The sequence below is a fragment of the Ewingella sp. AOP8-B2-18 genome (assembly GCF_052376015.1).
Classification (GTDB): domain Bacteria; phylum Pseudomonadota; class Gammaproteobacteria; order Enterobacterales; family Enterobacteriaceae; genus Ewingella; species Ewingella allii.
On sequence record NZ_JBQSVB010000010.1, the window covers coordinates 47,173 to 61,125 of the forward strand.

Annotated in this window: 12 protein-coding genes; 5 read left to right on the plus strand and 7 right to left on the minus strand. The window is 53.1% G+C overall.

Annotated elements, in window-relative coordinates; translation table 11 throughout:
• Positions 1-32 precede the first annotated feature (32 nt).
• The 3 genes from ACT3RR_RS18040 to dolP all read left to right on the plus strand — a co-directional run bounded on the left by ACT3RR_RS18040 (position 33) and on the right by dolP (position 1,640).
• On the plus strand, positions 33-401 hold the full coding sequence (locus ACT3RR_RS18040; RefSeq protein ID WP_496200864.1) for a YraN family protein: 369 nt from the start codon (positions 33-35) through the stop codon (positions 399-401).
• Positions 402-464: 63 nt separating this feature from the next.
• A complete protein-coding gene (gene diaA / locus ACT3RR_RS18045; RefSeq protein ID WP_034786756.1) occupies positions 465-1,055 on the plus strand; it encodes a DnaA initiator-associating protein DiaA in 591 nt (196 codons plus the stop codon).
• A 9-nt stretch (positions 1,056-1,064) separates the two neighbouring features.
• The gene (dolP, locus tag ACT3RR_RS18050) at positions 1,065-1,640 is read left to right on the plus strand and encodes a division/outer membrane stress-associated lipid-binding lipoprotein (RefSeq protein ID WP_034786754.1); all 576 of its coding nucleotides are present in this window, start codon (positions 1,065-1,067) and stop codon (positions 1,638-1,640) included.
• A 79-nt stretch (positions 1,641-1,719) separates the two neighbouring features.
• Here dolP and ACT3RR_RS18055 read toward each other — a convergent pair whose 3' ends face one another.
• The 7 genes from ACT3RR_RS18055 to pepA form a co-directional block, all read right to left on the minus strand.
• Positions 1,720-3,159 carry a 6-phospho-beta-glucosidase gene (locus ACT3RR_RS18055; protein ID WP_496200865.1) on the minus strand — a complete coding sequence of 480 codons (1,440 nt, stop codon included), beginning with the start codon at positions 3,157-3,159 and terminating at the stop codon, positions 1,720-1,722.
• 55 nt (positions 3,160-3,214) lie between these two features.
• Positions 3,215-4,753: a PTS transporter subunit EIIC gene (locus ACT3RR_RS18060; RefSeq protein ID WP_353500791.1), complete on the minus strand. Its 1,539-nt coding sequence runs from the start codon at positions 4,751-4,753 to the stop codon at positions 3,215-3,217.
• Between the two features lie 200 nt (positions 4,754-4,953).
• Positions 4,954-5,706, minus strand: coding sequence for a MurR/RpiR family transcriptional regulator (locus ACT3RR_RS18065; RefSeq protein ID WP_034786749.1), 753 nt, complete (start codon positions 5,704-5,706; stop codon positions 4,954-4,956).
• Between the two features lie 48 nt (positions 5,707-5,754).
• Entirely contained in the window at positions 5,755-6,258 is a 504-nt protein-coding gene (locus ACT3RR_RS18070; protein ID WP_353500790.1) for a GNAT family N-acetyltransferase, read from the minus strand.
• 184 nt (positions 6,259-6,442) lie between these two features.
• A complete protein-coding gene (locus ACT3RR_RS18075) occupies positions 6,443-9,298 on the minus strand; it encodes a valine--tRNA ligase (RefSeq protein ID WP_496200866.1) in 2,856 nt (951 codons plus the stop codon).
• A 14-nt stretch (positions 9,299-9,312) separates the two neighbouring features.
• Positions 9,313-9,777 (minus strand): DNA polymerase III subunit chi, encoded by a 465-nt coding sequence (locus tag ACT3RR_RS18080; RefSeq protein WP_034786742.1) that lies wholly within the window; start codon positions 9,775-9,777, stop codon positions 9,313-9,315.
• 199 nt (positions 9,778-9,976) lie between these two features.
• A complete protein-coding gene (gene pepA, locus ACT3RR_RS18085) occupies positions 9,977-11,488 on the minus strand; it encodes a leucyl aminopeptidase (protein WP_353500788.1) in 1,512 nt (503 codons plus the stop codon).
• A 277-nt stretch (positions 11,489-11,765) separates the two neighbouring features.
• On the opposite strand from pepA, the gene lptF reads away from it, so the two are divergent.
• Positions 11,766-12,860 carry an LPS export ABC transporter permease LptF gene (lptF, locus tag ACT3RR_RS18090; RefSeq protein ID WP_353500787.1) on the plus strand — a complete coding sequence of 365 codons (1,095 nt, stop codon included), beginning with the start codon at positions 11,766-11,768 and terminating at the stop codon, positions 12,858-12,860.
• Positions 12,860-13,930, plus strand: coding sequence for an LPS export ABC transporter permease LptG (lptG, locus tag ACT3RR_RS18095; protein ID WP_034786737.1), 1,071 nt, complete (start codon positions 12,860-12,862; stop codon positions 13,928-13,930). Before lptF ends, lptG begins: the two co-directional genes overlap by 1 nt.
• The last annotated feature ends 23 nt before the right edge of the window (positions 13,931-13,953 follow it).

Here is a 13,953-nt window from a genome sequence, read left to right on the forward strand (position 1 = left end):
TTACCCCGTTTTTTAAGTACAAGGATGTATAGATGTTAGAAAAAAACGCGACAACGCGCGAACGTGGCGCAGACTATGAAGTCTTCGCCCGGCGTTATCTCGAAAAAGCCGGGTTAATTTTCGTCGAGGCCAACGTGGCTTGCCGACAGGGTGAAATTGACCTGATCATGCGCGACCAGCAAACCATCGTGTTTGTTGAGGTGCGCTACCGTCGCAACGCCTTATTTGGCGGAGCCGCGGCCAGCGTGACGCATCAAAAACAGCGGCGTTTATTACAAGCCGCCTCTTTTTGGCTTGCACGAAGAAATGCGAGCTTTGACACATCATCTTGCCGTTTTGATGTTTTAGCCATCACGGGTAGCCAGATAGAATGGCTGCGTGATGCATTCAATGCGGATTAAGATTGTTTTGAGACTGACGCCTGCCATAGCGCAGCCGACATTTTACTGACTGGACTAAATCACGTGCTGGATAGAATCAAAGCCTGCTTTACTGAAAGTATTCAAACCCAGATTGCCGCCGCAGAAGCACTGCCCGATGCGATTTCCCGCGCAGCAATGACGCTGGTGCAATCACTGCTAAACGGTAACAAGATACTGTGCTGCGGTAATGGTACTTCCGCCGCGAATGCCCAGCATTTTTCAGCCAGTCTGATTAATCGCTTTGAAACTGAACGTCCAAGCTTACCCGCAATCTCACTATGTGCGGATAACATCGTGCTGACGGCTATCGCTAACGATCGCCTGCATGAAGAAATCTACGCCAAACAGGTTCGCGCGCTGGGGCAGGCTGGAGACGTTTTACTGGCTATTTCCACCCGCGGTAACAGCCGTGATATTGTCAAAGCGGTTGAAGCAGCAGTGACCCGCGACATGACCATCGTCGCACTGACAGGGTATGACGGCGGTGAGTTGGCCGGTCTATTAGGGCCTCACGATGTTGAGATCCGTATTCCGTCCCATCGCAGCGCACGTATTCAGGAAATGCATATGCTCACAGTGAACTGCCTCTGTGACCTGATTGATAACACGCTGTTCCCTCACCAGGACGATTAAGGAGATCCAATGAAGGCGAGTCCTCTCTTTGCAGTATTGTTAAGCGCCCTACTATTACAAGGCTGCGTAGCGGCCGCCGTTGTTGGCGTCGCGGGCGTGGCAACGAAAACCACCACCGATCCACGTACCGTGGGTACTCAGGTGGATGACGGCACGCTGGAAGCTCGCGTGTCTAACGCCATTAGCAAAGATAAACAGCTTAAAGATGAAGCTCGCATTGTGGCGACCGCCTATCAGGGCAAAGTCTTGCTAACCGGCCAGACGCCAACGCCAGACATGGCCGCGCGCGCGAAGCAAATCACCATGGGTGTTGACGGCGCGAGCGAAGTCTACAACGAAATCCGTACCGGCAAGCCTGTCTCTATGGGCACTGCATCGATGGACACGTGGATCACCACCAAAGTCCGTTCGCAGATCCTGACCAGCGACTCGGTGAAATCTTCCAATGTGAAAGTGACCACTGAAAACGGCGAAGTCTTCTTGTTGGGTCTGGTAACTCAGGAAGAGGGGAAATCGGCGGCGAGCATTGCAGCCGGTGTGAGTGGTGTGAAACACGTCACCACTGCCTTTACCTACGTGAAGTAAATCATTTCGCTCATAACATTCAGGCCCTTAACGGGCCTGAATTCTTTCTGACTTTCAACAGCTTGTCTGACATCTCGCCTTAAAGCACTTCGCCATTGCTGCTAATCACGTTCTTGTACCACTCAAAGCTCTGTTTACGCGAACGGGCCATGGTTCCGCTGCCGTCATCGTTTTTATCGACGTGGATAAAACCGTAGCGCTTGCTGTACTCGCCGGTGGTGAAGGACACGCAGTCGATGCAGCCCCAAGGGGTGTAGCCCATCAGGTCAACGCCGTCTTCAAACACCGCTTTCTTCATCTGCTCAATATGCGCTTTCAGGTAGGCGATACGGTAGTCATCGTGGATCATGCCGTCTGGAGAAGCCTTATCGATGGCGCCAAAGCCATTTTCGACGATGAACAGCGGCTTCTGATAACGCTCGTACAGCACGCTCAGCGAGTAGCGCAGGCCTACTGGGTCAATCTGCCAGCCCCAGTCGGACGCCTTGACGTGCGGGTTCGGCACGCTGCCGGCAAAGCCAGACAAGCCGTTGTCATCGCTCGGGTTATGCGCCGACACCGCGTTACTCATGTAATAGCTCAGCCCCATGTAATCCGCGCAGCCTTCGCGCAGGGCTTGTTCGTCGCCCTCTTCCATCTGGATGTTAAAGCCGCGACGCTCCCACTCTTTAAGAATGTAGGACGGGTAGTATCCGCGCATGTGCACATCGCCAAACAGGAAGCGCTCACGCATGGACTCCACCGAGTACATCACGTCGTCCGGATGGCAGGAGAATGGATACAGCGGCACCATGGCCACCATGCAGCCAATCTGGAAGTCAGGGTTAATGGCATGACCCAGCTTCACCACTTTGGCACTGGCCACGAACTGGTGGTGCAGCACCTGATACATGGTCTCTTCCGGGTTTTCGTGTTCGGTGAACACTACGCCGGAGCAGCAATAGCCGAACAGCGGGTACTTCCAGTTGCGCTGGTTGTTGATCTCGTTGAAGGTCATCCAGTACTTCACTTTGTGCTTATAACGCTCCAGCACCACTTCACTGAACTTCACAAAGAAATCCACCACTTTGCGGTTTTTCCAGCCGCCGTACTCTTTTACCAGATGCCACGGCATCTCGAAGTGAGACAGGGTGATAACCGGCTCGATGCCGTGCTTAAGCAGCTCGTCAAACATGTTGTCGTAGAATTGCAGGCCAGCTTCGTTTGGCTGGGCCTCATCACCATTGGGGAAGATGCGGGTCCAGGCAATCGAGGTGCGGAAGCATTTGAAGCCCATCTCAGCAAATAGCGCGATGTCTTCTTTATAGTGCGAGTAAAAATCGACGGCTTCATGGTTCGGATAGCGATAACCTTCAAGCACGCCATCGGTTCTCACGCGATCCACGCCGTGCGAGCCACCGGAAAGCACATCGGCGATACTTACGCCTTTACCGCCCTTATCCCAGCCACCTTCAACCTGATGCGCGGCTACGGCACCGCCCCATAAAAAATCTTTCGGTAATTGCTGGCTGCTTCTCATACAAATTCTCCCTTATTCAGGGCGGGAAGCTCCCGCCCAATCTACAAAATACTGATTAAGCCTGATTCAACTGGGCCTGTGGCGCCGTCGTATCAGCCGCCTTGGCACTGCTTTTGGGTTGGCTTTCCACTTCGTCTTTAAAGCCGACCAGATAGGTGAACAGCGCGCCGAGCACGAACGCCACGGTGATAGAAAGCAGGAATCCGAGGAACTGCGGCATGTGGCCTTCTTTGAAGAACACCGGCAGCACCGCGATGCCCGGCAGGCAGTAACTCCATGAAACGGCGTTGAATGAGCCTGCAATCGCGCCGCCAATCCCGCCCGCAGCACAGCTGCACAGGAAAGGTTTTTTCAGGCGCAGCGCCACACCATAGATAGCCGGTTCGGTGATCCCAAACAGCCCGGTTACGCCCGCTGACAGTGAAATACCTTTCATTTCACGGCTACGGGTTTTCAGATAAACGCCGAACATGGTGCCGGTCATAGCGAATACCGCAGAAGCCTGCAGGCCAGTGAAGGTGTCATAACCCAAGGTTGCGTAGTTGCCGACGGTAACCGGCGTAATGCCCCAATGAACGCCAAGGGTGACTAACGGCTGCCAGAAGGCACCCACCACGAAGCCTGCCACGGTCGGGCTGAGATGATACAGGTAGTTATAAACGCCGCCGATCGCGCCGCCAATCAGGTTGCCAATCGGGCCAAACACCAGCAGGGTCATCGGCACCATAATCGCGATACAGAACATTGGGGTGAACAGGTTGCGGATCACCACTGGCAGGATTTTATTGAAGAAACGCTCAACGTAGGACATCGCCCAAACCATCAGAATGATGGGGATAACTGACGCGGTGTAGCTGAGGTATTTCACCGGAATGCCGAGGAAGTCCAGCGTCGGCGCGGAGAGCGGAATGCCCACGAGATTGGTCAGAGCATTGGCGATTTCCGGGTTGCTAACGGCTTCACGCATCAATTGCTGCATCGCAGGATCCGCAGAGTTGATAGTGGTGATTTTGAACGCCGTCACCATGTTCATGTAGTCAGGGCTGATCAGCGCACAGGCGGTGATAACAGCGGTGAATGGATGAACGTTGAATTTTTTAGCCGCCGTAAAGGCGATCATCACTGGCAGGAAGGTGAATGCCGTCCACGACACAAAGTTCAGGATGCGGTAAGTGCCGCTGCTGGAGTCCATAATGCCGACGGCGGCCAGGAAGGAGATGATCCCCTGTAAAATACCGCAGGCCGCGAGTTGGTAAAGGAATGGCGTGAAAATACTCGAAATGACGTCCATCACCCGGCTGACAATGCCAACATTCGGCGCGGAGACCGGGGCATTTTCGTCAACGGTGATCAGTCGCAGAACCTGTTTATAAGCATCGCTGACGTGGTTGCCGATCACCACCTGCATCTGCCCGCCCGCTTCGATAACGGTAATAACGCCTTTAACGCGTTTTAATTCCTCTTTATCGACGATGCTATTATCTTTCAAAATAAAGCGTAATCGGGTTGCGCAATGTGTGACGCTAATCACATTATTATCGCCACCAATATATTTTACGACTTCCTGAGCAGTTTGAGCGTAATCAATCGCCATTATTATTCTCCTAATACCCGGGGTATTTGGCGCTTTGGCTGCTTAGCTGAGACGTCAATCACTGCGGGTATAACTTTTGGCACGAGAGGTGAGATTATTATTTTTATACTTCGGACGGGAGTTTAGCAAAAAAGAAATTGAAGTCACGATATAACAAAGCGGGTTATTTGGTAGATGTTACATATTTAAAACACCCTGTTTTATTTAGGGTGTTTGATAATATTTTCATTAATTAGCGGCGGCAGTTTTTTGCCGATAGTTTCGATAATATACAAAACTGGGATCTGCGTCGTAATATTGTAGTGGCCTTCGAGCAGAATGGGTGGCATGTGGTAAGAGATGTTGAGGTCCGCCATGCGGGCCAGCGTGGAGCTTTCGCTGTTGGTCAGGCTGATAATTTTGCAATTCTGCAAACTGAACTGGCTGGCAATGCGGATGATCTCTTCTGTCTCGCCAGAAACCGAGAAAATAATCGCGATGGCATCCTGATACATATCGCTATTAATTGGGTAATAAGGGTCATCAATATAAGTGCTGAACTTACCAATATTAGAAAAAAAGCGCGCGCTATATTTACCCAAAGCGCCCGACGTGCCAATGCCCACAAATATAATTCTGCGGGTGGAAGCAATTTGCGCAGCGGCTTTATCTAATAACTCATCAAACTCGCTATTATTAATACTTTTGAAGTAACTAATAATCTCACTAATACCGAAAGAGACCGGCGGCTTTTCATCACGTTCAAGATATAACTTAAAGCGAATGCGGAATTCTGAATATCCGTCGCAATTCATTTTCTTGCAAAAACGCAGCACGGTGGTGGTGGAAACGCCCGCAGCATCAGCGAGTTCACGGATAGTCATATACATGACTTTATCCGTGTTTTTAATGATGGTGTTATACACCATCAATTCTAATTCGTTCAGCGTCGAAATTTCTTTATAAGTGAACATACTGATGCCTGTGCCAAAGTTAGCCGATCCAAACTTAATCGTGCCTGATTATAGCAGTTTAAGCATGGTAACTTCACAATCAGTATGACCTGTATTGCCTAATGGTCCGTCAATATGCACAAAACCTAAGTGCTCATATAAAGCCACGGCCTGCGTCAGGCTGCCGGTGGTTTCTAAATAGCAGCGTGCAAAGCCTTGGGTGCGGGCAAAATCTAATGCCTGTAAGGCTAATTTCTTGGCTAAACCTTTCCCGCGCAATGCCGAGTGGAAATACATTTTCTGTAATTCACACAAATCATCTTCTGCGCCCTGTAGAGGTGCGACCCCGCCGCCGCCCGCGATCTGCCCATCCAGCTCCACCACCCAATATGCGCAGCGCGGTTGGCTGTAATTTTCATATAAATGGTCAAGGTTGGGATCCGCCACCGTGTAGCCTTTGTCGGCGGTCAGGCCGAATTCGGCAGAGACTTGGCGGATAACATTCGCAATAGCGGCATTGTCTTCAGGACGTATCAGACGCACCTGCAAGTTGAGGGGTGTGGCGGTAGACATAAGGCTCACTCAATATGATGATAAAAACACAATCAGTCCGAATTAATACCACCTAACCGCGCAATGATGCAACGCCGGGGCCACGGATGCCGTTTTAAAATACGCAATAAATTTAGCTTGCGCCGCTGCAACAAAAAAGGCCGCGTGAGCGGCCTTTTGCATAACATCACTTAGACACGATATCTTACAGCGCGGCGATAGTCGCTTTCTGCTCAGCCAGCTTAACTTTGGCTTCGCCACAGGCAACCAGACGTTCACGCTCTTTAGCAACAACCGCTTCTGGAGCACGAGCCACGAAGCCTTCGTTGGAGAGCTTGCCTTCGATTGACGCGATTTCGCCGTCAATCTTCGCCATCTCTTTATCCAAACGCGCCAGCTCAGCGGCTTTGTCGATAAGACCGGCCATTGGGATCAGCAACTCAGCGCCGTCCACCAGCTTGGTCATAGAAACCGGGCCTTTATCGCCCGCAGGCAGCACGGTGATGGACTCAAGACGTGCCAGCGAGGAGATGAAGTTCAGGTTCTGCTCAACGCGACGCTGTGCATCTGCACTTGCTCCACGCAGCAGCAGCTCCAGAGGTTTGCCCGGAGAGAGGTTCATCTCGGCGCGAACGTTACGGATAGCGATGATAGCCTGCTTGATCCACTCAAGGTCGGCCAGCGCGCTTTCGTCAGCCTTAGCCGCGTCATACTCTGGGAAAGGTTGCAGCATGATAGTTTCAGCTGTGATGCCTTTCAGCGTTTTAACGCGCTGCCAGATGGTTTCTGTAATGAATGGAATGATCGGATGCGCCAGGCGCAGCAGGCCTTCCAGCACTTCCACCAGCGTATGACGGGTGCCGCGCAGCTGTGCTTCGCTGCCGCCATTCATTACCGGCTTGGTGAGTTCCAGATACCAGTCGCAGAACTGGTTCCAGGTGAATTCATACAGAATGCTGGCCGCTAAGTCGAAGCGGTAGCCGTCCATTGCGTCACGGTAAGCTTTCACCGTGCGGTTGTATTCAGCCAGGATCCAACGATCAGCCAGAGACAGCTCAAGCTCGCCGCCGTTCAGGCCGCAATCTTGATCTTCTGTGTTCATCAGCACGAAGCGGCTAGCGTTCCACAGCTTATTACAGAAGTTGCGATAACCCTCGAGACGCTTCATGTCCCAGTTGATATCACGGCCGGTTGAAGCCAGCGCGGCCAGTGTGAAGCGCAGGGCATCAGTACCGTGCGGCTCGATGCCGTTCGGGAACTGCTTCTCGGTGCGCTTACGGATTTTCTCCGCCAGCTGTGGCTGCATCATGTTACCGGTACGTTTTTCCAGCAGGTCTTCCAGCGAAATGCCGTCAATCATATCTAATGGATCGATTACGTTACCTTTCGACTTAGACATCTTCTGCCCTTCGTCGTCGCGGATAAGCCCGGTCATGTAGACCGTGTGGAATGGAACCTGCGGCTTGCCGTTTTCATCTTTCACGAAGTGCATGGTCATCATGATCATGCGCGCGATCCAGAAGAAGATGATGTCGAAGCCGCTGACCACGACGCTCGACGGGTGGAAAGCTTTCAGATCGGCAGTTTGGTTCGGCCAGCCCAGCGTGGAGAAGGTCCACAGGCCAGAAGAGAACCAAGTGTCGAGCACATCTTCGTCTTGGGTCAGCACGACGTCTGCGCCCAGATTGTTTTCGCTGCGCACTTCAGCTTCGTCGCGGCCAACGTAAACGTTGCCTTCGGCGTCGTACCACGCAGGGATACGGTGGCCCCACCACAGCTGGCGGGAAATACACCAGTCCTGAATGTCACGCATCCAGCTGAAATACATGTTTTCGTACTGCTTAGGCACGAACTGGATCTCACCCTGCTCAACGGCTTCTACCGCCACTTTCGCCAGCGGGGCTGTGCGCACATACCATTGGTCGGTCAGCATTGGCTCGATAACCACGCCACCGCGATCGCCATAAGGCACGGTCAGCTCGTGAGGTTTGATCTCTTCCAGCAGGCCAGCTTCGTCGAAAGCAGCAACCACGGCTTTACGCGCGGCAAAACGCTCTAGGCCGCGGAAGGCTTCTGGGATTTCATTGCTGCACGCGTCGCTCTCTTCACCGTTAGTGTCGAAAACTTCGGCTGTCTGGCGAACATCGCCATCGAAGGTCAGGATGTTGATCATCGGCAAGCCGTGACGTTTACCCACTTCGTAGTCGTTAAAGTCGTGGGCTGGCGTGATTTTCACGCAGCCGGTGCCTTTTTCCATATCGGCGTGTTCATCACCCACGATAGGAATACGACGGCCAACCAGCGGCAGAATAATCTCTTTGCCAATCAAATCTTTGTAGCGCGGATCTTCTGGATTAACGGCCACGCCGGTATCACCCAGCATGGTTTCAGGACGCGTCGTCGCCACCACCAGATAGTCGTTACCTTCGGCCGTTTTCGCGCCGTCAGCCAGCGGATAACGCAGGTGCCACATGGAACCTTTGGATTCGCGGTTTTCAACTTCAAGGTCAGAAATCGCAGTACGCAGTTTCGGGTCCCAGTTCACCAGACGTTTGCCGCGGTAAATCAGGTCCTCTTTATACAGGCGCACAAAGACTTCGCGCACGGCGTCAGACAGGCCATCATCCATGGTGAAGCGCTCGCGCTCCCAGTCCACGGAGTCGCCCAGACGGCGCATCTGGCGAGTAATGGTGCCACCGGATTCGGCTTTCCACTCCCAGATTTTGTCGATGAAAGCATCGCGACCGTAGTCGTGGCGCGTTTTACCTTCTTCGGCAGCAATTTTGCGTTCAACCACCATCTGCGTTGCGATACCCGCATGGTCAGTACCCGCCTGCCACAGCGTGTTTTTACCCTGCATACGCTGATAGCGGATCATGGCGTCCATGATGGTTTGCTGGAAAGCGTGACCCATGTGCAAGCTACCGGTGACGTTCGGCGGCGGGATCATGATGGCAAAGCTTTCTTTACTGGTGTCGCCATGCGGCTTGAAATAGCCCTGTTCTTCCCAGTGCTCGTAAAGCGGTTGCTCGATATCTTGCGGGTTATATGTCTTATCCATTTCGCTTCGTTTTTTTAGTCGGTCGATGTAGTGACCGACGGCGGCGTGGCCGTGGTCAAGGTAAAGCCAACGCTGCGATACGCTTTATAGCGATCGCGCGCCAACTGTTTTAGGGAATCTTCGTATGGTACGAAGTCTACCACTTCATGGAAAGCAGTAGCAAAATCTGCAAACTGGGGCAGCAGGCTTATCAAGAGATCGCGCGGCGCGTTACCGCGTTTTCCCGGCCAGCATAGCTCAACCGGCGCACCGAATTTTGGGCCTTCGCCGGCCAAATTGTGCGGCACGAACTGGCTTGGGTCGCGCTGCCATAAGGCTTCGTCCAGACGTTCTGCCTGCTGTTGATCTTCACATGCCAGCAAAACGCGTTTCCCGGCGCGACAGCGTTCGGCGGCAATCTGACAGGCCAGCGCTTCGTGCGAGCTAAGGCCGGTGTCGCCATCGGGCGTATCGAGCAGAAAAAAAGTGGCTTGTTTCATCAGTTATCCAGTGCATTTAACCAAAATAAATCAGGCCGGAATTAACCGACCTGATCCCCTTCATCCTTCAAGCTGTCTCTGCGTTGGCTGCCTTCATTCACCCTAGTCACTTACTTGATGTAAGCTCCCAGGGATTCATTCAGTTGCCGCCTTGATACAGCTCGAATGATTTTGGGTATCGCTAGGGTGTATGGGGAGATCAATCGTCGCCATCAAGCCCTGCGCGGTTCAACAAGAACTGAGACAGGAGAGCGACAGGACGGCCCGTGGCGCCTTTGTTCTTACCTGAACGCCATGCCGTACCGGCGATGTCGAGATGGGCCCAGCTGTATTTACGGGTAAAGCGCGACAGGAAGCAGCCTGCGGTGATAGCACCACCCGGACGGCCACCGATATTCGCCATATCAGCAAAGTTGGAATCCAGCTGCTCGTAATACTCGTCAGCCAGCGGCAAACGCCACGCGCGGTCACCCGACTGCTCGGACGCGCCAATCAGCTCATGGGCCAGCGGATTGTGATTCGACAGCAAACCGGTGATGTGATGACCCAATGCGATCACGCATGCGCCGGTCAGGGTCGCCACGTCAATCACCAGCTCAGGGTCGAAGCGCTCGACGTAGGTCAGGGCGTCGCACAACACCAGGCGGCCTTCGGCATCGGTATTGAGCACTTCTACCGTCTGGCCGGACATCGTGGTCAGAATGTCGCCCGGACGGAATGCCTGACCACCCGGCATGTTTTCACAGCCCGCCAACACGCCTATCACGTTCAACGGCAGGTTGAGTTCGGCCACCACGCGCATCGCACCATAAACTGCTGCGGCACCACACATGTCGTACTTCATCTCATCCATATCAGCCGCAGGCTTAATGGAAATACCGCCGGAGTCGAAGGTCAAACCTTTACCGACGAGCACGATAGGCTTAGCGTCTGGATTGGGATTGCCTTTATATTCCATCACGGACATCAAGGATTCGTTTTTAGAACCATGACCCACCGCCAGATAGGCATTCATGCCCAGCTCTTTCATCTGCTGTTCGCCGATGACGCGGGTGGTGATGTTGGTGCTAAACGCATCTGCCAGTTGGCGAGCCTGAGAAGCCAGGTAAGCCGCGTTACAGATGTTTGGTGGCATGTTGCTGAGGTCTTTGGCAGCTTTGATACCCGCAGCCACGGCCAGACCGTGCTGAATAGCGCGCTCGCCGCTGGTCAATTCGCGGCGCGTTGGCACGTTGAAGACCATCTTACGCAGCGGACGGCGCGGCTCGGTTTTGTTGCTTTTCAACTGATCGAAGGTGTAAAGCGACTCTTTGGAGGTTTCGACCGCCTGACGCACTTTCCAATAGGTATTACGCCCTTTGACATGCAATTCGGTCAGGAAACAGACGGCTTCCATCGAACCCGTGTCGTTCAGGGTGTTGATGGTTTTTTGGATCACCTGTTTGTACTGGCGCTCATCAAGCTCGCGCTCTTTCCCGCAACCGATCAACAGGATGCGTTCGGAAAGAATGTTCGGAACATGATGCAGCAGCAGAGTTTGGCCGACTTTACCCTCGAGTTCGCCACGGCGGAGCAAGGCGCTGATGTAGCCATCACTGATTTTGTCGAGCTGTTCGGCAATAGGTGACAAGCGGCGAGGTTCAAAAACGCCGACTACAATACAGGCACTGCGCTGTTTTTCCGGGCTACCGCTTTTTACACTGAACTCCATGCACTCTCCTGAATCTTAAAGACAACGGCGGGGGCTGCGGCTAGAATGAATAGGCCGGAGACATCTCCCGTCACTGTGTTAACGACCTGTGTTAACCTGAACGGCGTTAGTTTTTATTTTGGCGGCTATAAGCATGTTCCTATAGGACACCCCAATTCTCGGTGTTGTAATACTATTTTAGCTGTGAAGGTTGCCATATGATGAGAATAAATGGCGGATTAGCGATGAAACTATCGATTTTCCTGCAAAAAGACAAGTTATCACAGGCGTATTAAGCGTGATCATCATTAGATATCTGGTTAGGGAAACCTTCAAGAGCCAAATCGCAATTCTCTTTATCCTGCTGCTGATCTTCTTTTGTCAGAAGTTAGTCAGGGTTCTGGGCGCGGCGGTTGATGGCGATATCCCAACAAATTTAGTCCTTTCTCTGCTGGGCTTAGGCGTGCCGGAAATGGCACAGCTCATCTTGCCTTTAAGTCTGTTCCTCGGCTTATTGATGACATTGGGCAAACTTTATACAGACAGTGAAATCACTGTTATGCACGCCTGCGGCCTTGGTAAACGTTCATTAATCCTTGCTGCGCTATGTCTGGCTTTATTTACCTCTGTTTTTGCAGGGATCAACGCCTTCTGGGTTAGCCCTTGGTCATCCAAGCATCAAGACGAAGTGTTAGCCGAAGCGAAAGCCAACCCAAGCATGGCGGCCATGGTCGAAGGCCAGTTCCAACAGGCTCAGGACGGCAATGCCGTGCTGTTCGTTGGTAACGTGAAAGGTAAAGAATTCCACAACGTGTTCCTGGCGCAGCTGCGCCCGAACGGCAATCAGCGCCCGTCGGTAGTGGTCGCAGATAAAGGCCATATGGAACAGCGCCCGGACGGCTCACAGATGGTGACGCTGGACCAGGGCACGCGCTACGAAGGTACCGCCCTGCTGCGTGACTTCCGTATCACTGATTTCGTCAATTATCTGGCGGTCATTGGTCATCAGGCGGTTGCGCTCGACACCAGCGATTCCGACCAGATGTCGATGCAACAGCTGTGGCACTCAGATTTGCCCGAGGCGCGTTCTGAATTCCACTGGCGTCTGACGCTGGTTGCTTCCGTGTTCATCATGGCGTTACTGGTGGTGCCACTCAGCGTGGTCAACCCGCGCCAGGGCCGCGTGCTCAGTATGCTGCCAGCCATCATGCTGTATTTGATTTTCTTCCTGCTGCAAAGCTCTCTGCGCTCTAACGGTGCGAAAGACAAACTGGACCCAATGATATGGATGTGGGTGACCAACCTCGCCTACTTCTTATTAGCACTGGTGCTGAACATGTGGGACACGTTGCCGATGCGTAAGATTCGCGCGCGCTTGAGAGGGAGAGCCTGATGTTTGGAGTATTAGACCGCTATATCGGCCGCACGATCTTCAACACCATCATGATGACGTTGTTCATGCTGGTGTCGCTGTCGGGCATTATCAAATTCGTCGACCAGCTGCGTAAAGTCGGTCAGGGTGGCTATTCTGCGGCGGGCGCGGGCCTCTATACCCTGCTCAGCGTGCCAAAAGATATCGAGATCTTCTTCCCGATGGCGGCCCTGTTAGGCGCACTCTTGGGCTTGGGCACCTTGGCAACTCGTAGTGAACTGGTGGTCATGCAGGCTTCGGGCTTCACCCGTATGCAAATTGCTTCTTCCGTGATGAAGACGGCCATTCCGCTGGTCCTGCTAACCATGGCAATCGGCGAATGGGTGGCGCCGCAGGGCGAGCAGATGGCGAGAAACTACCGCGCACAGCAAATGTACGGCGGTTCGTTGCTCTCCACCCAGAGCGGCCTGTGGGCGAAAGATGGCAAAGACTTTATCTTTATCGAACGTGTCGCGGGTGACAATGAAATCACCGGCGTGAACATCTACCACTTCGATAACAACAATAAGCTGCAGTCCGTTCGCTATGCCTCTTCCGCGTCATTTGAAAATGGCACCTGGAAACTGTCGCAGGTGGATGAGTCTATCCTCACCGACGGCAAGCAGATCACCGGCTCGCAAACCCTGACTGGCGAATGGAAAACCAATCTGACGCCAGACAAGCTGGGCGTGGTGGCTTTAGACCCTGACGCGCTGTCGATTAGCGGCTTGCACAACTATGTGAAATACCTGCAGCAGAGTGGGCAAGAGGCCAAGCGTTATCAGCTCAATATGTGGAGTAAGATTTTCTCGCCATTGTCAGTCGCGGTAATGATGTTGATGGCCCTGTCGTTCATCTTCGGGCCGCTGCGCAGCGTGCCTATGGGCGTGCGCGTGGTGACGGGGATCTGCTTCGGCTTCCTGTTCTACGTGATGGACCAGATTTTCGGCCCATTAAGCTTGGTGTACAGCATTCCGCCGATCCTTGGCGCTATCCTGCCGAGCGCGCTGTTCCTGTTTATCAGTATCTATCTGCTACTCAAGAAACGCTAAGTGTTACCCGGCCCCTCCCCTCT

Coding starts and splice junctions, on each gene's coding strand:
- ACT3RR_RS18040 (WP_496200864.1), top strand. CDS start 33: ATGTTAGAAAAAAACGCGACAACGCGCGAACGTGGCGCAGACTATGAA.
- dolP (WP_034786754.1), top strand. CDS start 1,065: ATGAAGGCGAGTCCTCTCTTTGCAGTATTGTTAAGCGCCCTACTATTA.
- ACT3RR_RS18055 (WP_496200865.1), bottom strand. CDS start 3,159: ATGAGAAGCAGCCAGCAATTACCGAAAGATTTTTTATGGGGCGGTGCC.
- ACT3RR_RS18060 (WP_353500791.1), bottom strand. CDS start 4,753: ATGGCGATTGATTACGCTCAAACTGCTCAGGAAGTCGTAAAATATATT.
- ACT3RR_RS18065 (WP_034786749.1), bottom strand. CDS start 5,706: ATGTTCACTTATAAAGAAATTTCGACGCTGAACGAATTAGAATTGATG.
- ACT3RR_RS18070 (WP_353500790.1), bottom strand. CDS start 6,258: ATGTCTACCGCCACACCCCTCAACTTGCAGGTGCGTCTGATACGTCCT.
- ACT3RR_RS18075 (WP_496200866.1), bottom strand. CDS start 9,298: ATGGATAAGACATATAACCCGCAAGATATCGAGCAACCGCTTTACGAG.
- ACT3RR_RS18080 (WP_034786742.1), bottom strand. CDS start 9,777: ATGAAACAAGCCACTTTTTTTCTGCTCGATACGCCCGATGGCGACACC.
- pepA (WP_353500788.1), bottom strand. CDS start 11,488: ATGGAGTTCAGTGTAAAAAGCGGTAGCCCGGAAAAACAGCGCAGTGCC.
- lptG (WP_034786737.1), top strand. CDS start 12,860: ATGTTTGGAGTATTAGACCGCTATATCGGCCGCACGATCTTCAACACC.